The organism is Faecalibacterium gallinarum (genome assembly GCF_022180365.1).
Classification (GTDB): Bacteria; Bacillota; Clostridia; order Oscillospirales; family Ruminococcaceae; genus Faecalibacterium; species Faecalibacterium gallinarum.
Genome location: NZ_BQKV01000027.1, coordinates 164,801 through 182,558, shown reverse-complemented (window position 1 = coordinate 182,558; position 17,758 = coordinate 164,801). Strand labels below are relative to the sequence as shown.

General features: G+C 60.0%; 14 protein-coding genes and 1 tRNA gene. 8 read left to right on the top strand and 7 right to left on the bottom strand.

Annotation, left to right across the window (positions count from 1 at the left end):
* Positions 1-99: 99 nt before the first annotated feature.
* From JCM17207_RS04745 to JCM17207_RS04725, 5 genes are all read left to right on the top strand, one after another.
* Positions 100-4,083, top strand: coding sequence for an efflux RND transporter permease subunit (locus JCM17207_RS04745; RefSeq protein WP_238316515.1), 3,984 nt, complete (start codon positions 100-102; stop codon positions 4,081-4,083).
* 362 nt (positions 4,084-4,445) lie between these two features.
* Positions 4,446-5,507 (top strand): aldose epimerase family protein, encoded by a 1,062-nt coding sequence (locus JCM17207_RS04740; protein ID WP_238316514.1) that lies wholly within the window; start codon positions 4,446-4,448, stop codon positions 5,505-5,507.
* A 214-nt stretch (positions 5,508-5,721) separates the two neighbouring features.
* Positions 5,722-6,750, top strand: coding sequence for a UDP-glucose 4-epimerase GalE (galE, locus tag JCM17207_RS04735; RefSeq protein WP_238316513.1), 1,029 nt, complete (start codon positions 5,722-5,724; stop codon positions 6,748-6,750).
* A 695-nt stretch (positions 6,751-7,445) separates the two neighbouring features.
* Positions 7,446-7,745, top strand: a complete 300-nt coding sequence (locus JCM17207_RS04730; RefSeq protein WP_238316512.1) for a helix-turn-helix domain-containing protein — start codon at positions 7,446-7,448, stop codon at positions 7,743-7,745.
* A 168-nt stretch (positions 7,746-7,913) separates the two neighbouring features.
* Positions 7,914-8,675 carry a helix-turn-helix transcriptional regulator gene (locus JCM17207_RS04725; RefSeq protein ID WP_238316511.1) on the top strand — a complete coding sequence of 254 codons (762 nt, stop codon included), beginning with the start codon at positions 7,914-7,916 and terminating at the stop codon, positions 8,673-8,675.
* A 72-nt stretch (positions 8,676-8,747) separates the two neighbouring features.
* On the opposite strand, the gene JCM17207_RS04720 is transcribed toward JCM17207_RS04725, so the two are convergent.
* Complete coding sequence (locus JCM17207_RS04720) at positions 8,748-9,218, bottom strand: pyridoxamine 5'-phosphate oxidase family protein (RefSeq protein WP_238316510.1); 471 nt, start codon at positions 9,216-9,218, stop codon at positions 8,748-8,750.
* A gap of 150 nt (positions 9,219-9,368) precedes the next feature.
* Positions 9,369-10,664, bottom strand: coding sequence for a trigger factor (tig, locus tag JCM17207_RS04715; RefSeq protein WP_238316509.1), 1,296 nt, complete (start codon positions 10,662-10,664; stop codon positions 9,369-9,371).
* A gap of 186 nt (positions 10,665-10,850) precedes the next feature.
* Between tig and sdaAB the strand changes: the two genes are divergently transcribed.
* The 3 genes from sdaAB to JCM17207_RS04700 all read left to right on the top strand — a co-directional run bounded on the left by sdaAB (position 10,851) and on the right by JCM17207_RS04700 (position 12,679).
* On the top strand, positions 10,851-11,531 hold the full coding sequence (gene sdaAB / locus JCM17207_RS04710; RefSeq protein ID WP_238316508.1) for an L-serine ammonia-lyase, iron-sulfur-dependent subunit beta: 681 nt from the start codon (positions 10,851-10,853) through the stop codon (positions 11,529-11,531).
* A 78-nt stretch (positions 11,532-11,609) separates the two neighbouring features.
* Positions 11,610-12,485, top strand: coding sequence for an L-serine ammonia-lyase, iron-sulfur-dependent, subunit alpha (sdaAA, locus tag JCM17207_RS04705; RefSeq protein WP_238316507.1), 876 nt, complete (start codon positions 11,610-11,612; stop codon positions 12,483-12,485).
* Positions 12,486-12,602: 117 nt separating this feature from the next.
* Positions 12,603-12,679, top strand: a tRNA-Arg gene (locus tag JCM17207_RS04700).
* Positions 12,680-12,976: 297 nt separating this feature from the next.
* Here the strand turns inward: JCM17207_RS04700 and JCM17207_RS04695 are convergent.
* The 5 genes from JCM17207_RS04695 to JCM17207_RS04675 form a co-directional block, all read right to left on the bottom strand.
* A complete protein-coding gene (locus JCM17207_RS04695; RefSeq protein WP_238316506.1) occupies positions 12,977-13,882 on the bottom strand; it encodes an ROK family protein in 906 nt (301 codons plus the stop codon).
* Between the two features lie 15 nt (positions 13,883-13,897).
* Positions 13,898-15,334 (bottom strand): 6-phospho-beta-glucosidase, encoded by a 1,437-nt coding sequence (locus JCM17207_RS04690; RefSeq protein WP_238316505.1) that lies wholly within the window; start codon positions 15,332-15,334, stop codon positions 13,898-13,900.
* A gap of 141 nt (positions 15,335-15,475) precedes the next feature.
* Positions 15,476-16,807 carry a PTS sugar transporter subunit IIC gene (locus JCM17207_RS04685; RefSeq protein ID WP_238316504.1) on the bottom strand — a complete coding sequence of 444 codons (1,332 nt, stop codon included), beginning with the start codon at positions 16,805-16,807 and terminating at the stop codon, positions 15,476-15,478.
* Positions 16,808-16,895: 88 nt separating this feature from the next.
* Positions 16,896-17,216 carry a PTS sugar transporter subunit IIB gene (locus tag JCM17207_RS04680; RefSeq protein WP_273494276.1) on the bottom strand — a complete coding sequence of 107 codons (321 nt, stop codon included), beginning with the start codon at positions 17,214-17,216 and terminating at the stop codon, positions 16,896-16,898.
* 19 nt (positions 17,217-17,235) lie between these two features.
* Positions 17,236-17,553 carry a PTS lactose/cellobiose transporter subunit IIA gene (locus JCM17207_RS04675; RefSeq protein WP_238316502.1) on the bottom strand — a complete coding sequence of 106 codons (318 nt, stop codon included), beginning with the start codon at positions 17,551-17,553 and terminating at the stop codon, positions 17,236-17,238.
* Positions 17,554-17,758 lie beyond the last annotated feature (205 nt).

Sequence of the window (17,758 nt, the reverse complement as noted above, 5' to 3'; positions counted from 1 at the left end):
GATTGTATATAATAAGAGTGTTTATATGACGCAGAATTTGTTTTACTCTGCCGACACAAAACACGGCCGGCCCCTGGTCCGGTTCATCAGAGGAAGATTATGGAAAAATATAGTGTCAAAAATCCGTTCACCGTTCTAGTTGGAGTGATTATGGTGCTGCTGCTGGGCTTTGTGGCGGTCACAAAGATGCAGACGGACCTGTTGCCCGACATCAATACCCCCTACCTGATGGTGGTTACCGTATATCCCGGTGCCAGCCCCGAGCGGGTGGAGAGCGAGGTCTCCCAGCCGCTGGAGAATACCCTGGGCACCGTTTCGGGCGTCCAGACCATTACCTCCACCTCGGCGGAGAACTACAGCATTCTTCAGCTGTCTTTTGCCGAGGGAACGGATATGGACAGCGCCCTGGTCAAGGTCTCCAACTCCCTGGAACAGGCGGCGGAGACCCTGCCCGACCTCTGCCTGACCCCCTCGATTCTCGAGCTGAACGTCAACATGAGCGCCCTCATGACTGTCTCGGTGGGCCGGGAAGGCTATGATATCTACGAGCTGTCCGACTTTTTGGACGAGAGCGTCATCCCCTATCTGCAGCGTCAGGGGGGCGTTTCCAGCCTGTCCTCCAGCGGCCTGGTGGATAAGATTGTCCAGGTGCAGCTGAACCAGGATAAAATCGATGAAGTGAACGTTCTGCTGCTGGAGGAGGTCAACACCCAGCTGGCCGCCGCCAAGGCTCAGCTGGACGCCGCCGAGGCCCAGGTGAACGATGGCCGGGCCCAGCTGGAAGCCGCCAAAGCCAGCTTTGGCCAGACGGTTTCCCAGACGGTGATGGATAAGATCGCCGCCGCCGTGGGGGACGCCACCGAGGAGTTCCGCGCCCAGACCCAGGCTCTTTTGGAGAGCATCGACAACCTGATCGCCGTGGTCCAGGAGCCTGAGATTCAGCAGGCTCTGATCGAGGTGCGCCAGGGCCTGCAGCAGATTATGGACCGGATCAGCGCCACCAAGGTCCAGACCATCGACGACCTGATCGAGATTGTGGCCGAGACCCGTGTCCTGACCGAAAAACTCACTGTGGCCCTCCAGAAGCTCCAGGAGCGCCTGGACGCCGAGCAGGGCACGGGCGGCAGCTCCGCCGGCGATCTGATGGATTCTCTCCAGATCACCCAGAGCCTCGAGACCGTTTACAGCACTCTGGAAGGGGTGCTGAAAGCCATGGACTCGGTGCCCGAGATGATGGATCAGTTCCAGGACGCCTACGCCGATTTGAACCAGTCCCAGATGGAGGCGCTGCTGGCCTTCACCGAGGCCCAGCGGATGCTGGCCGACGGCGAGGAGCAGCTGGCCGACGGCGAGGAGCAGCTGGCCGCCGCCAAAGCCGAATATGAGACCGCCCGGGAGAATGCCCTGGCCAGCGCCGACGTGAACAAGATGCTGACCATCGACGTGCTCTCCCAGCTGATCTACGCCCAGAACTTCTCCATGCCCGCGGGCTACATCGACGACAAGGACGACAACTCCTGGCTGCTCAAGGTGGGCGAGGAGTACGACAGCATCGACGATCTGACCGGCGCGCTGCTGATCAGCGTGGAGGGCGTGGGCGAAATCCACCTGTCCGACGTGGCAGACGTAGTGGTGGTGGACAACGCCGAGGACACCTACACCCGCCTGAACGGCGAGCGGGCCGTGGTTTTGAGCATCTACAAGAACACCACCGCCAGCTCCAACGAGGTCTCCAACAACTGTCTGGCCGCCTTTGAGGAACTGGAAGCCCGGTACGAGGGGCTGAACATCGTGGTTCTGTCCAACCAGGGCAACTACATCACCATCCTGATCCAGAGCATTCTGGGCAGTATGGCGGTGGGCGCCCTGCTGGCCATCATCGTGCTGGCCTTCTTCCTGCGGGACGTGAAGCCCACCCTGGTGGTCGGCATCAGTATCCCCCTGTCGGTGCTGTTCGCCATTGTGCTGATGTACTTCTCGGGCCTGACCATGAACATTATGACGCTGGCCGGTTTGTCCCTGGGCATCGGTATGCTGGTGGACAACTCCATCGTCGTCATCGAGAACATCTACCGGCTGCGCAGCCGGGGCGTGCCTGCCCCCCGCGCCGCCGTTCAGGGCGCCCGCCAGATGGAGGGCGCCATCATCGCCTCGACCCTGACCTCGGTCTGCGTCTTCCTGCCGGTGGTTTTCTCCCAGGAGCTCACCCGGGATCTGCTGCAGCCCATGTCTCTGTGCATCGGCTACTGCCTGATGGCCTCCCTGATCGTGGCTCTGACGGTGGCCCCCGCCGCCGCCTCCACCGTTCTGCGCCAGGCCAAGGTGGTCCGGCTGCCCTGGTTCGAGCGGTTCCAGGAGAAGTACGGCCGCAGTCTGGAGTGGTGCCTCCAGCACAAGAAGCTCCCCCTGCTGGCCTCCATCGCACTCTTTGCGGTCTCGGCCTGGGTGGTCTTCTCCATGGGCATCGTGATGCTGCCTGAGATCACCACCACCGAGATCAAGATGAGCATCACCACCCCCGACACCATGACCCGGGAGGAATCCTACGCCATGGCCGGTGAGATCCTGGAGAAAACCATGGGTCTTGAGCTGGTGGATCAGGTGGGCGTCTCCACCGATACCAGCATCTACGGCATCGACGTGGGCATGCTGGGCGGCCAGATTCAGGAGCTGCTCAGCGCCACCACCACTGGTTACGGCAAATATACCTATCACCTGACCCTGGAAGAGGGCGCCAGCAACCGGGACGCCACCAACATCTGCAACCAGCTGGAAGAGCTGATGGCCCAGTACGAGGGCTGCACCGCCAGCGTCTCCCAGAGCGGTATGGAGGACCTGACCAGCCTGCTGGGCAACGGCCTGACCGTCAACGTCTATGGCCCCGACCTGGATACTCTGGAAGAGCTGTCGGAGCAGGTAGTGGAGATCATCAACAGCACCGAGGGCTTTGAGAACGCCACCAATGGCCTGGGCGAGGGCGAGCAGACCATCGAGCTGCAGATCGACAAGGATAAGGCCCGTGCCTGCGGCCTGACCGTGGCCCAGATCTACCAGTCCATCGCGGCCCGGCTGACCACCTCCACCACCTCCACCAATATCACCATCGACGGCTCCACCATGACCGTCAAGGTGGTGAGCGACCTCGATCCCCTGACCGTCGAGAACCTGATGGATATGAGCTTCAACACCTCCAACCTGGCCGCCGACGGCAGCACTGTCTACGAGGTGCATACCCTGCGGGAGTTCGCCACTACCACCACCGGCACCACCCCCAACTCCATCCTGCGGGAGAACCAGAGCCGGTATATCTCCATTACTGCTGACACCGTCAGGGGCTACAACACCACCGTTCAGTCCCGCCAGCTCCAGCGCCAGTTTGACGAGCTGTCCCGCTCGGGCGCACTGCCGGAGGGTTACAGCATCTCCCTGGGCGGCGAGACCAGCACGGTCAACTACATGACCGAACAGATGGTGGAGTGGATGGCCCTGGCCCTGCCCTTCGTCTACTTTGTCATGGTGGCTCAGTTCCAGAGCCTGCTGTCCCCCTTCATCGTGCTGTTCACCATCCCGCTGGCCTTCACCGGCGGCATGATCGGCCTGGTGCTCACCGGCCACCAGCTGTCCCTGATGTCCCTGATGGGCTTCATCATCCTGATGGGTACCGTCGTCAACAACGGTATTCTCTTTGTGGACTACACAAACCAGCTCCGTCTGGGCGGAATGGACCGCCGTGCGGCTCTGATTGCCACCGGCAAGACCCGTATGCGGCCTATCCTGATGACGGCCCTGACCACCGTTCTGGCCATGTGTCAGCTGATGTTCAGCAACGATATGGCCAGCCAGATGATGAGCGGCATGGCCATCGTCATCATCGGCGGTCTGACCTACGCCACCCTGATGACCCTGTATATCGTGCCCATTATGTACGATATCCTGTTCAAGAAGCCGCCTCTGGCCATTGACGTGGGCGGCGACGAGCTGGACGACGTGCCCGACGACGCGGCCGAGTTCATCGCGGCCAGCCGCGCAGCCGAGGAGGCCGGTTCGGACGCCGAGCCTCAGATCCGGCCCGACACCCCGTAACGGGGCTTATACAGCCATAAATTTCTTGGACGCCCGGCGGGGCTTTGCCCCCGCCGGGCGTCTTTTTGGTTTGACGGATGCCCTGCCCCGGCCAGAAAGAAGGGATTGGTTCAAAAATTGTGCAATAAAAACAAAAAAATTCCATTCACAAGCCGGGAAACTATGCTATAATAGCGTTGTAGAAGTTGTTTTCAGTGGGTGCACAAAGGCTGTGGTGCACTGGTTTTGACTCGGCGCCGTTCTCAGCGCCGCATCGGCCGGGCAATTTCTTCTCCCACTCGAGGGGGCGCGTCAGCCGCGCCCGTGTTTTATCCCGCTTCGCCCGCCCGAAACGCTCGAATTAGTATGAGGAGGCAAACACGATGGCTAAAATTCAATCGAAGCCCTTTGGAGTCACCAAAGCAGGAGAGAACGTGACCGAGTATATCCTCTCCAATCCCGGCGGGCTGTCGGTCAGTGTGCTGGATTACGGCTGCATCATCAAGAATATCATCGTCCCGGCCAAGAGCGGCCCTCTGGATGTGGTGCTGGGCCATGACACCATGGCCGATTATGAGGCGGATACCGGCACCTACTGCGGCGCCTTTGTGGGCCGCTACGCCAACCGGATCGAGGGGGCGGCCTTCACCCTGGGGGGCAAGAAATACGAGCTGGAAGCCAACAACGGCCCCAATCATCTCCACGGCTGTTTCTCCCGCAAGATCTATACTGTGAAATCCTTTGGCGATACCCTGCTGATGGAGGCCGAGAGCCCCGACGGGGAGGACGGTTTCCCGGGGAACATGAAGATCGCTGTCCGTTATACCCTCACCGACGACAACGCCTTCCGGATGGATTACCGGGTCTCCTCTGATGCAGACACCCTGGTGAACCTGACCAACCACAGCTATTTCAATCTGGACGGCGGCGGAAACGTCCTGGGCCAGAAACTGCGGATCTATGCCTCCCGCTACCTGGAGGGCAACGAACAGACCTGCCCCACCGGCCGGATTCTCCCGGTGGAGGGCACCCCCATGGATTTCCGGGCCGGCAAGCCCATCGGCCGGGACCTGAAGCCCGGCTTCACCCAGACCGAAATCGTGGGCGGCGGCTACGACCACTGTTACGTCATTGACCGGGCCCGGGGGGCCAGCCAGAGCATCTGCGCCTGGGCCACCAGTGAGAAAACCGGCGTCAGTATGAAGGTCTATACCACCCAGCCCGGCGTCCAGCTCTATACCGGCAACTTTTTGCAGGACTGCGCCGTCCCCGGCAAGGGGGGCGCCCAGTACGAGAAGTACAGCGGTTTTGCCCTGGAGACCCAGCACTACCCCTGCAGCCCCTCTCACCCGGAGTTCCCCTCTACGGTTTTGCGGGCGGGCAAGGTGTTCCGGGCCACCACCACCCTGCGTTTTTTCACCGGGAAACAGTGCGGACGACTGTAAAAAAGCGCGGATATTCCATGTGCAACATGCCGAAACACAACGGATTAAAATCGGACATGAAATAAAATGAGCAACAAAAATACATAGAGATAAAATCGGCGGCCCTTGCGCCCCGGACCAAAAAGAGGTATCCTCTAGATAGAGCCGGGGGCCCCGGCAAACGACGGATTCCCAACAAAAAGAGACAAGACAACGAGAGGAAGGGGTATACTCTATGGCAATTCTGGTTTCGGGCGGCGCCGGATACATCGGCAGCCACACCTGCGTGGAGCTTCTGAACGCGGGATACGACATCGTTGTAGCGGACAACTATTACAACTCCTGCCCGGTGGTGCTGGATCGGGTGAAGCAGATCACCGGCAAGGACTTCCGCTTCTATGAGGCGGACATGACCAGCCGGGAGCAGGTGGAGAAGATCTTCACCGAGTGCCCGGACATCACGGCGGTGATCCAGTTCGCGGCCTACAAGGCGGTGGGCGAGAGCGTCCGCAAGCCCATCGAGTATTATTCCAACAACCTGAACTGCACCCTGAACATCCTGGACGTGATGCGCCGCCACGACTGCCACAACTTCGTGTTCAGCTCCTCGGCCACCGTCTATGGTGATCCCGCCAGCGTGCCCATCACCGAGGATTTCCCGGTGGGCGCCACCACCAACCCCTACGGCACCACCAAGGCCTTTACCGAGCGGATTCTGACCGACGCCTGCGCGGCAGATCCCAGCCTGAATGTGGCCCTGTTGCGGTACTTCAACCCCATCGGCGCCCACAAGTCCGGCCTGATCGGCGAGGATCCCAACGGCATCCCCAATAACCTGATGCCCTACATCGCCAAGGTGGCCGTGGGCAAGCTGGACATCATCCATGTCTTTGGCAACGACTACCCCACCCCGGACGGCACCGGCGTGCGGGATTACATCCATGTGGTGGATCTAGCCCGGGGCCATGTCTGCGCCATCCGCAAGCTGGAGACCGGCTGCGGCCTCTTCATCTGCAACCTGGGCACCGGCCGCGGTTACAGCGTGCTGGAGGTCATCCATGCTTTCGAGAAGGCCTGCGGCAAGACCCTGCCCTATGTGATCGAGGCGCGCCGCCCCGGCGATATCGCCGAGTGCTACGCCGACCCCACCAAGGCCAAGAATGAGCTGGGCTGGGTGGCTGAGTACGGCATCGAGGAGATGTGCGCCGACAGCTGGAACTGGCAGAGCCACAACCCCGACGGCTACCACACCGTCAAAGCTTAATCCGATAACGCAGAACACCCCCGGCAGGTTCGCCCTGCCGGGGGTGCCGCTTTTTCGAGAAAAAGCGGCGCAAAAAGCTTTTCAAGCCAAAACCGCATCCTGCGGTTTTGTGGGAGTTGTCCTATTTTAGCGCAGGAAAAGTGTGGTTACAAAACGGCAGCATCCGTCTTGATGAAGTATTTGGCCCCAGACACACAAGGTTGTAGACCCTTGTGCTTCAAAGACGGACCATCGTTCGGGCGAAAGAGCGGAAAATGCGGTGCAAATACAAGCGAGCTGAGTTTGCCATATAGGCAAACAATGGGCAAAGTCAGCATCTGGGGAGCAGTCTGCATAGAAAATGGCTGGGATTTTTGGATCTTTAAACCAAAGATCCAAGCTGTCCTCTGCGGCAGAGGGAGAGAATCCTCTTCCGTGAGGTGTGTCGGCCCGGTGATCCAGCAGAGGGGACAGTTGGATATGATGCGGAGATAAAATTTTCTCAAGGGTTCGGATTGTCTGGACAACGGCCGCCGCCCCGGTTCCATTTCTCCCGAGTTGCTGGACTAGATTATGAAACACCTTTCTCTCCTGCATAGCCCTCATTCCCCCTTTTGAGAATAGGATACCATTCCCGTTTGAGAGAGTCAACAAATATTATACAATTTGAACGCCAAATGAAAACTTATTTCGGTCATACTAATAGCATGATTGAGGTGATTCATTTGGTTGACTTTGGCGAGAAATTGAAACTGCTTCGCAAGCGGTCCGGCTTGTCCCAGGAACAGCTGGCCCAGCGGCTGGGAGTCACCAAAGGGATGGTCTCCAGCTACGAAACCTCTATGCGGATGCCTAGCTATCCTGTGCTGCTGAAAATAGCGCAGTTATTCCATGTTTCGACGGATGTTCTTTTGGGGATGGAATCGGACGAACGAATCGACATCTCTGGCCTGACCGAGAAGCAAAAGGCTCTTGTCTGCGATATTATAACCCAGTTCCGTGAGAGCAATGGCTGATTGGAAGATAAAATCCCATAAGAGAAAACACCCCCGGCAGGCTCGTCCTGCCGGGGGTGTTTTCTCTAAAAATCGGAATGTTAAGTTTGGTTGACAGTTTTCCAGCGCCAGATGGTAGAGCAAAAAAAGCGTTTTTGTTATAATGGATGCGAAAAGGAGGGGATGAGGATGGCCTTTCAGGAGAAACTGATCCGAAATAGAAAAAGACTTGGTTTTTCTCAGGAACAGTTGGGACATTTGGTGGGGGTGTCTCGTCAAACCGTTTCCAAATGGGAGCTGGGAGAGACGACACCTGAGATGGAAAAATTGATCCAACTCAGCCGTTTATTTAACTGTTCGATTGATCAGCTTGTGGAGAACTGCTGCAGTAGCCCGGAACAATCCTCTGCCGCCCCGGAGTTAAGCCAAGCGACACTGTGGCATTATGAATACCGGAGCCAACATACCCTGTTCGGCTTGCCCTTGGTCCATATCAATCTGGGATATGGGTTTTGTACGGCAAAGGGTATTTTTGCTTTGGGCAACTATGCCCGGGGAGTTTTTGCGTTGGGTGGAACTTCCATAGGCGTTTTTGCACTGGGAGGGTTGTCTTGCGGGTTGTTTTCCCTAGGGGGCTTTTCGGTGGGATTGATCTTTGCCTTTGGCGGGGTTTCATTGGGAACCATTGCCATTGGGGGATTGGCACTGGGCATATTTGCGATAGGCGGCTGCGCAGTGGGCGTTTATTCCATGGGAGGTGTGGCTATTGCCGGAAAGATTGCCGCAGGAGGATATGCCCGTGGGCCGATAGCCGTCGGGGAACGTGCCTATGGACAGACAGTTCTGCGTATCCGGGAGGGATTCACTCCACAGGAACTTCGAGCCGCAATTCTAGCCCGGTTTCCCGGGACGTGGAAAGTCATTCTCGATTTGTTTTGCAATTTTGAATAAGGATTTCAAAATAATAGTCCCCCCGGCAGATCTATCCCGCCGGGGGTTAACTTTTAGCCTAAGATATTGGGATTATTCATGCTCCTTGCAGGCCAGTTCCTCCACTTCCAGCATGAGGATGGCGGTCTCATTCACCATCTGGGCCGGGTATTCCCAGCCGGTTTTCCCGGTGTAGTGCTCCATCAAACATTCCAGCGCGTGGATTTTCTGTTCCGGGTTCTCCACACGGCGGATATGGCCTGTCCCGATGACGCTCTGGAACCGGGCCGAGTACCCGGCGGCTTCGGGGGCTTCGTTCAGCTTGTAGTGGGTGTCCAGCTCAAACCCCACCGAGGCCCCTGCCCCGATCAAGTCAATTTTCCTCCCCTCGGCAGCGCTGTGGAAATAGAAAATCCGTTTCCCTTCCACTTCTTCATAGCCGAAACTCAAAGGCACAATGTAAACCCGGCCCCCGTCCCACAGGCCCAGCCGGCAGCAGTCGCTGGCCTGGATGATCTGGCGGATCTTGGCGGGGTCGGTGACTTCCCGGTCTTTTCTTCGCATGGCGGTTTCCTCCCTGTTTTTCTGCGGTCCAGTCCCATATATTGGTTTGAAAAGCTTTTTGCGCCGCTTTTTCTCGAAAAAGCGGCAAACGTTCCCCAATAAAAACGCCCTCCGATTTTCCCGGAGGGCGCGGTAAGCTCAGAAAGAATCTCAGCCTTCCTCAATGGTGGAGTGCTCCACCACATAATCCATGGCCCGGCGGATGGCCTCGTTCCGGCGCAGAGCGCGCAGGTCGGTCCGCTCCTTCACCTCAGCCAGGGTCTTTTTGGCCTGCTCGGCCTTTTGGGCCAGCTGGGCGTCCAGCTCGGCGTCGGTTGGGGTCAGGCCCTTCTCCTCGGCCAGCTGGAGCAGAGCCATCCGGGCCCGGGTGTTCCGCTCGGCGGAAGCCCGCACCGCAGCGGTAAAGCTCTCCCGGGTCTGATGGGTCTGGCTCAGATACTGATCCAGGGTCATCCGCTGCATCCGCAGCTGCTGCTGGAAGTTCTGCATCTCGGCCTGGTAGGCGGATTCCACCAGCGGGCTGGGCAGCTCGCCCTCGGCGGCGTCGGCCAGCTGAAGGATAATGTTGCTCTTGGCGCGGTTGAGGGCGGCGTTGTGCTTGCGCTCCTCGATCTGCTGGCGGATCTGGGCCCGCAGTGCGTCCATGGAATCCACCTTGCCCACCTTCTTGGCGAAATCGCTGTTCAGGGCGGGCAGCTGGCGGACGCAGACGTCGATCAGCTTGATCTTAAAGACAGCGGCCTTGCCTGCCAGATCCTGGGCGTGGTACCGGGCGGGGAAGGTCACGTCCACGTTGAACTCCTCCCCTGCCTTGTGGCCCAGGATGCCCTCCTCGAAACCGGGGATCATCTGGCCCCGGCCCAGTTCCACAGCCTGGCTGGTGGCGGTGCCGCCTGGGAACTGGCGGCCGTCGATGTAGCCGGAATAATCAATGTGGACCACGTTTCCCTTGACGGCCGGACCCTTGTGGGGGACCAGCTCGGCGGCAGCCTGACGGCGGCGCTCGATGGTCTGCTCCACCTCTCGGTCGGCGGTGGCGGGGGTGGTGCACTTGGCCGTAAAGCCCTCGGTCTGCTTGAAGGTCAGGGCCGGGCGCAGGGCCACAGTGGCGGTGGCCACAAAGCCCTCGTCCTTCTTGACACTCACCAGGTCATAGGCGGGCTCGTCCACCGGCTCGTAGCCGTGCTCGGCCAGAGCGCCCTCGTACAGGGCGGGGACGTCCCGGTCCATCAGGTCGTTGATGGCATCGTACCAGAAGGTGTGCTCCCCCCGGTCGGCCTCGATCTGGGCGCGATCGGCCTGGCCTTTTTCAAAGCCCTTGATGGTGTAGCTGTCCCGGGTGCGCTCATAGACGGCCTCGGAGGCAGCCTCAAGCTCCTCTGCGGTCGCGCTGAAGGTCATTTTACAGACGTTGGCTTCAGGCGTTTCCACATTTACCAATTTCATAGGAATACCCTCCATGTTGCCCCGCATGGGGGCTTTTTTCAAAGTTAGACAAAGTTATTATAGCACATATGGCACAAAAGAGGTATAATAAAAACGAAAAAACTCCTCCATTTTGCGGCGGAGCGGGCGATTTTCCCCCTCTGTCAGAAAGGGCGCCCCCACCCGGGCGCGAAAGGTCGGTCAAAAATGCGATTGTTTGACGTTCTGGGCCCGGTGATGATCGGACCCTCTTCCAGCCACACCGCCGGCGCGGCCCGGATCGGTTACACCGCCCAGAAGCTCCTGGGCGAGGTACCGGCCCGGGCCGACATCGGGTTATACGGCAGCTTTGCCACCACCGGCCGGGGCCACGGCACCGACCGGGCCCTGGTAGCAGGGCTTTTGGGGATGCGGCCGGATGACCCCCGCCTGCCCGACAGTTTCGCGGCAGCGGGGCAGGCCGGCATGGAGTTCCATATCCATCCGGTGGAGCTGCGCTCGGCTCACCCCAATACCGCTGTTCTCCAGCTGGAGGGCCGCAGCGGACGCAAGCTGGCCCTGACGGCGGCGTCGGTGGGCGGCGGTCGGATCCGGGTCACCGAGATCGACGGGGTGCCCGCGGACTTCGGCGGGGACAGCAACACCCTGATCATCCACAACGAGGATACCCCCGGCTGCATCGCCGAGGTGACGGTCTCCCTGGCCCTGCGGCGGATCAATATTGCCTCCATGCAGGTATTCCGGGCGGCCCCGGGCACCTATGCGGTGATGGTGCTGGAGTGTGACTCCCACATCCCCCCTGCCCTGGAAAAACAGCTGGCTCTGGTGCCGGGCATCCGCAAGGTCACCTGCCTGAACGTGGACGAGCCCCAGGAGCCGGGGGTCTGATGCCGATTTTTCGAGAAAAAGCGGCGCAAAAAGCTTTTCCCTTCTGAACCCTAGATCAAATCACAAAGGAGAAACTCTATGTCCTTTTTATCCTGTGCCGAAATGCTCGGCGCTGCTGCGGAACAGGGAATTTCCCTGGCCGAGGCGGTGATGCGGAACGACCTGGCGGAGAGCCGTCTGACCGAAGAAAAGAGCCGGGCTGATATGCGCACCCTCTGGCATGTGATGCAGGCCACCAGCCGGGATTACGACCCGGCCCAGCGCAGCCGGAGCGGTCTGTGCGGCGGGGACGCCGCCAAGGTGGAGCTGGCGGCCGCAGCGGGCAAGCTATTGGGGGGCGATTACCTGGCGGCAGTCACGGCCGAAGCCCTCAAGACCGCGGAGTGCAACGCCTGCATGAAGCGGATTGTGGCGGCCCCCACAGCGGGCAGCTGCGGTGTTTTGCCGGCTGTGCTGCTGCCCCTGGCCCGGTCGGGCGAGGCCAGCGATGACGACATCTGTGAGGCCCTCTATGTGGCAGCTGGCTTCGGCCAGGTGATCGCGGCCCGCGCCACCCTGGCGGGGGCTGAGGGCGGTTGCCAGGCCGAGGTGGGCTCGGCCAGCGCCATGGCGGCGGCGGCCCTGTGCTATCTCAAGGGCGGCGCCCCGGAACAGTGCGCTGCCGCAGCGGCCATGGCCCTGGGCAACCTGTTGGGCCTGGTCTGCGATCCGGTGGCGGGTCTGGTGGAGGTGCCCTGCGTCAAGCGGAATGTGGTGGGTGCCGTCAACGCGGTGTCCTGTGCCAATATGGCCCTGGCCGGGGTGGACTACGCCATCCCCTGCGACGAAGTCATCGACGCCATGGGGCGGGTGGGAGCGCAGCTCTCCCCTGACCTGCGTGAAACGGGGCTGGGCGGCCTGGCCGCCACCCCCACGGGCCAGGCCATAGCCCAGCGTCTGGCTGAGGAAGGATAATCTGGATCTCGAGGGCCTGCGCCCCATTCGGGCGAGAAATTCCAATTTTTTTTCAAAAAATGCTTGACAAACATTCCGCTGAGTGATAGAATACATTACGTTCCGAACGGAACATATGCGTTGGTAGCTCAGCTGGATAGAGTGACTGACTACGAATCAGTAGGCCGGGGGTTCGAGTCCCTTCCATCGCACCAAGATAGCTCGTGTTTTTACACGGGCTATTTTTATTTTTTCTGGAACTTTCCTGCACTGGCAGGCATGAGAACGGTTCCGGGCCAGCGATCCGGACCGGCAGAAGAAAAACTCCTTCAATGTCTCCTTACCGGCAGCAGAACTATAAAACTTCAAAGCCCCACACAGCAAACGCTGTGCGGGGCTTTGTTTAGAATAGGAGAAGAAGTGCTCTCTGTGCACAGGCCGGGATGGATGACCGGCTGTGCACAAAATCGTGTATCCAAACGGGAACCGATGGGATATGGCTCCCGGAGGGATTACTGCTGCCCGCGGGTGCGGGCGTAGTAGGCGTAGGCGCCGATCAGGTTGGCGTCATTGAAGTATTTGCAGGTCACCACCTGGGGCTCGGGCATCCCGGAGGGGGCGCTCATTCGGTTCAGGTGGTCCAGATTCTTCTGCAAAGACTCCATCAGCTTGGGCTGACGGCTGATGCCGCCCCCGATGGCGATCTTCTCGGGGTCAAAGATCAGCTGCAGGTTCCGGGCCATCAGGGCCAGGGTGGCGGTGAACCGGTCCAGGGCCCGGCAGACCGCCTCGTCCCCTTCGTTGATCCAGGCAAAAACCATCTCGCCGTTGACCCCCTCGGGGCTTACCCCCCGGGCGTAGGCCGCGCTGGTCACCAGACGACGGGTGCCGTTGAGGCCGAACCAGAGGTGCTCAGGGCAGTCCAGATCCATATCCAGGGCGATGTTGCTGAACTCGCCGGCAGTGTAGTGGCAGCCCATGTGCACCTGACCGTCTTTGATCAGGGCGCCGCCGATGCCGGTGCCCAGCACGATCACCGCGCCGTCCCGGCAGTCGGCCAGGGCACCCCAGGCAGCCTCGGCCATGGCGGCGGCCTTGGCGTCGTTCATCACCGTCACCGGCACCCCGCAGCGGGCTTCCAAAAGCTCCACCAGGGGAAAATTCCGGGGCAGTTCCAGGGCGCCCGAGGTGATGCAGACGCCCTTTTCGCTGTCGATGGCTCCGGGCACCGAGAGGGCGATCCCCTCCACCCGGCCCTTGAACTGCTCATACACCCCGGCCAGAGCGTCGATGTAAGCTTCCGGGTCCCGGAGAGGGGTGGGGACCTTGCCCTGTTCGGTCAGTTCCCGGTCGGGGCCGATCCGCCCGTATTTGATGGAGCTGCCGCCCACATCCATTGCCAGACAATACCCTGCCATGGTGTTCCCCTCCTGTCAGTCGTTGGAAAGATCCTCGCCGTTCGAGGCGATGACCTTTTTGTACCAGTAAAAACTCTTCTTCCGCTTCCGCTCCAGGGTGCCGGTGCGGTCGTTGTGCTTGTCCACGTAGATGAAGCCGTAGCGTTTGTCCATCTCACCGGTGGAAGCCGAGATCAGGTCGATGCAGCCCCAGGGGGTGTAGCCGATCAGATTGACGCCGTCCTCTTCCACTGCCTTCTTCATCTCGGCGATGTGCTGCTGGAAGTAGGCGATCCGGTAGTCGTCCTGGATGCTGCCGTCGGGCAGAACGGTGTCGTAGGCGCCCAGGCCGTTCTCCACGATGAAGAGGGGCTGGGTGTACCGGTCGGTCATCCAGTTCAGGGCATAGCGCAGGCCCACCGGGTCGATCTGCCAGCCCCAGTCCGAAGCCTGAACAAAGGGGTTGCGGACCAGATCTGCCCGCTCGTTGTAGTCGTACTGGGGGTTTGAATCCTTGTGGGCGATGGCAAAGGTCATGTAATAGCTGAAACCGATGTAGTCCACACAGCCGGCTTTGAGGGCGGCCAGGTCCTCTTCGGTGATATCCATCTGATAGCCCTTCCGCTCCCACAGCTTGAGGATGTTCGGGGGGTAGAAGCCCTTGGCGTGAACGTCCATGTAGTAGAACCGGCGCTGCATGGCCCGCTCGGCCATCAGCACATCCTCCGGCTTGCAGGTGGCCGGATAGATGGGGGTCATGGCGATCATGCAGCCGATCTGGAGGCCCGGGTCGATCTCGTGGCCTTTTTTCACAGCCAGGGCGCTGGCCACCAGCTCGTAGTGGGCGGCCTGGTACATCAGCTGCTCGTGGTTGTCCCCCGGGGCGCAGATAAAGCCGGAGTTGAAGTACATGCTGTGGTCGTCGGCAAAGTTGGCCTGGTTGTTGATCTCGTTGAAGGTCATCCAGTATTTGACTTTGCCCTTGTACCGCTCAAAGCAGACCGTGGCAAACCGGACAAAGAATTCGATCAATTTCCGGTTTTTCCAGCCGCCGTAGGCGGTGGTCAGGTGGAGGGGCATCTCAAAGTGGGAGAGGGTGACCACCGGCTCGATGCCATATTTCAGGCACTCGTCGAAGAGGTCGTCGTAGAACGCAAGACCTGCCTCGTTGGGGGTCAGCTCGTCCCCGTTGGGGAAGATCCGGGCCCAGGCGATGGAGGTGCGGAAGCACTTGAACCCCATCTCGGCGAAAAGGGCGATGTCCTCTTTATAGCGGTGGTAGAAGTCGATGCCCTCGTGGTTGGGGTAGTACTCCCCTTCGAGGATGCCGTCGGTGACCCGGCGGCGGGCGGTGGCGCTGCCGGCGGTGACCACATCGGCGATGCTCAGGCCCTTGCCGCCTTCACGGTAGCCGCCTTCCAGCTGGTGTGCGGCGACCGCGCCGCCCCAGAGAAAATTCTTCGGGAAACTCATGCAAACTGCCTCCTTTTAGCAGGCTTAAAGATGGGGTGCCCCCCCTGAGACGCCGAAGGCCCTGCCCTTTTTCAGAGAGCAGGGCCTTTGGCTTGCCGTCAGGAATGGAATCTTTCGTTCGGCCCCGTGAGGGGCGGTGGATTATTCGACGCTCTCAGCCTCTTTGGCGATGTTGGCCTTGGCAGCTGCCGCCACAAAGGGCATATAGATCAGGGTGCTGACCACGACGCAGAGCACACCGACCACCAGCGAGAGGACGTTGTGGCCGCCGGAACCCAGGAAGGGAATCAGGAAGCCGGGGGTGGTCCAGCCCACGTCCAGAGTGACGGGCGGGATGATCTGGAACACGATGGTGCACAGATAGCCGATGATGTTGCAGACCAGCGGGGTGGCGATGAAGGGGATGGCGTAGATGGGGTTCATGACGATGGGCAGACCAAACATCAGGGGTTCGTTGATGTTGAACAGGCCAGGGGCCAGAGCCAGCTTGCCGATGGTCATCTGGGTCTTATCCTTCCGTGCGACCAGGAAGATGGCGATGATCAGGCCCAGGGTAGCGCCCGAGCCGCCGGTGTTGCCGAAGGCGTCGTTGATGGAAGCCCAGGTCAGGGGGAAGGGACAGCCCACGGTGGTGCCGGTGGTGCCGTAGTAAGCCAGGTTGGCCACGCCCTGCTCAGCGAACATCACGCTGCGGATGGCGCTCAGAGTGTTGGGGCCGTGGATGCCCAGAATCCACAGGAACTGCTGGGCCAGGGCGAAGATCAGAACGGTGAAGATGTTGTTGCCCAGGCTGCGGAAAGGCACCTGGATGGAGTTGTAGATGATGTACTGGATGCCGCCCTCGGTGAAGCTGTTGAACAAAAAGCTCAGGATGCCGGACACCACAAAGACGATGATGATGGGGATGACCAGGTTAAAGGACTGGGCCACGGCGGGCGGGACGCTGTCGGGCATCTTGATCCGCAGCTTCTCGTTCTTGGCCAGGGCGGGCACAGCCTCGCCCACCAGCAGGCCCACCAGGATGGCCACGAACAGACCCTGGGCGCCCATAAAGGTCATGGGCAGAGCGCCGCTCTCCTCATAGGGCGGGTAGATGATGAAGAAGACGCCCACCGCGCAGATAGCGCTCAGCAGGGTGTCGCCGCCTTTGGTCTCGGCCAGCTTATAAGCGGTCAGGAACACGATCAGCAGGGACATGATGTTGGTGGTGCCCTGCAGGATGGGGGTCAGAGTGGCCTGGTAGTCCGCCAGGTTGGGGATCAGGCTGCCCAGGTGCAGGATCTTGGCGATAAAGCCGTTGGGGTCCAGCACTGCGTAGTTGACCAGCATGACCAGCGAGCCGGCCAGGGTCATGGGGAACGCCAGGGTGAACGCGTCACGCACAGCCGCCACATGGCGCTGGCCGTTGATTTTGGCCGCAACCGGCACCAGCGTGGCTTCCATGGCGGACTGCATTTTGTCCATCATTGCCATGAGATATTTCCTCCTCTTTTTAACAGTGCCGTCTTTCGGCGGCCCTGCGGTTTCTGTGGTTTTGCGGGGGTGAGCAGCCGGCAGCCGCTTATTCCTTGCCGGCCAGCTTGAGGGCGAACTCCAGCACCTTCTTGCCGTTCATGGTGCCGTAGTCGGTCATGGGGATCACATCCACAGGCACGCCCTTGGGGTCGCAGATCTTCTTGGCGGCGGAGAGCTTATAGCGGATCTGGGGGCCCAGCAGAGCCACGTCGATGCCGTCGGTCTCCTCGTTCATCTTGGTTTCGCCGGCGGCCTCGATGTCGGCCTCCAGGCCCTTCTCCTTGGCGGCGGCCTTCATCTTATTGACCAGCAGGCTGGTGGACATACCGGCGGCACAGAACAGACGAATCTTAATCATAACAACAATCTCCTTTGCTTTTTTGCAGTTACTGGGCCATCTTGCGATAGACGGCGATGAACTTTTCTGCCAGGTCGATGACCACCATGGCGGTCATCAGGTGATCCTGGCCGTGGCACATCAGCAGGCTCATGGGCACGCTGCCGCCGTTGATCTCGGTCTGCACCAGCTCGGTCTGGAAGTTATGGGCCGCGTTGATGGTCTCGTGGGCGGCGGCAATTTTCGCATCCGCCTCGTCGAACTGCCCCTGCTGGGCCAGCTCGATGGCCTCCATGGCCAGGCTCCGGGCCTCGCCGCTGTTGACCACCAGGTTCATCACAATCGCATCGGTCAGATTCTCATCCATCTTGTTTTTCTCCTTTCTCAAAAATCCCATCTTTCGGGGGGCGGGGGTTCGTCCGGCCCCTCGTTCTGGGCTGAGTATAGCGGGGTTTCTCCGCCTTGTCACGGGTTTTGGGACCGAAAAAATCCTGTCAAACGGAAGATAATTCGTTTTTTGCGGGTAACGCTCTGTTATTTCTTTTGTGGGTTCTGCACAGGAATATTCTTTT

Bases quoted from the DNA above. Each gene is read 5' to 3' on its own strand.
- JCM17207_RS04745 (WP_238316515.1), top strand. From the start codon at position 100: ATGGAAAAATATAGTGTCAAAAATCCGTTCACCGTTCTAGTTGGAGTG.
- JCM17207_RS04740 (WP_238316514.1), top strand. From the start codon at position 4,446: ATGGCTAAAATTCAATCGAAGCCCTTTGGAGTCACCAAAGCAGGAGAG.
- galE (WP_238316513.1), top strand. From the start codon at position 5,722: ATGGCAATTCTGGTTTCGGGCGGCGCCGGATACATCGGCAGCCACACC.
- JCM17207_RS04725 (WP_238316511.1), top strand. From the start codon at position 7,914: ATGGCCTTTCAGGAGAAACTGATCCGAAATAGAAAAAGACTTGGTTTT.
- JCM17207_RS04720 (WP_238316510.1), bottom strand. From the start codon at position 9,218: ATGCGAAGAAAAGACCGGGAAGTCACCGACCCCGCCAAGATCCGCCAG.
- tig (WP_238316509.1), bottom strand. From the start codon at position 10,664: ATGAAATTGGTAAATGTGGAAACGCCTGAAGCCAACGTCTGTAAAATG.
- sdaAB (WP_238316508.1), top strand. From the start codon at position 10,851: ATGCGATTGTTTGACGTTCTGGGCCCGGTGATGATCGGACCCTCTTCC.
- sdaAA (WP_238316507.1), top strand. From the start codon at position 11,610: ATGTCCTTTTTATCCTGTGCCGAAATGCTCGGCGCTGCTGCGGAACAG.
- JCM17207_RS04695 (WP_238316506.1), bottom strand. From the start codon at position 13,882: ATGGCAGGGTATTGTCTGGCAATGGATGTGGGCGGCAGCTCCATCAAA.
- JCM17207_RS04690 (WP_238316505.1), bottom strand. From the start codon at position 15,334: ATGAGTTTCCCGAAGAATTTTCTCTGGGGCGGCGCGGTCGCCGCACAC.
- JCM17207_RS04685 (WP_238316504.1), bottom strand. From the start codon at position 16,807: ATGGCAATGATGGACAAAATGCAGTCCGCCATGGAAGCCACGCTGGTG.
- JCM17207_RS04675 (WP_238316502.1), bottom strand. From the start codon at position 17,553: ATGGATGAGAATCTGACCGATGCGATTGTGATGAACCTGGTGGTCAAC.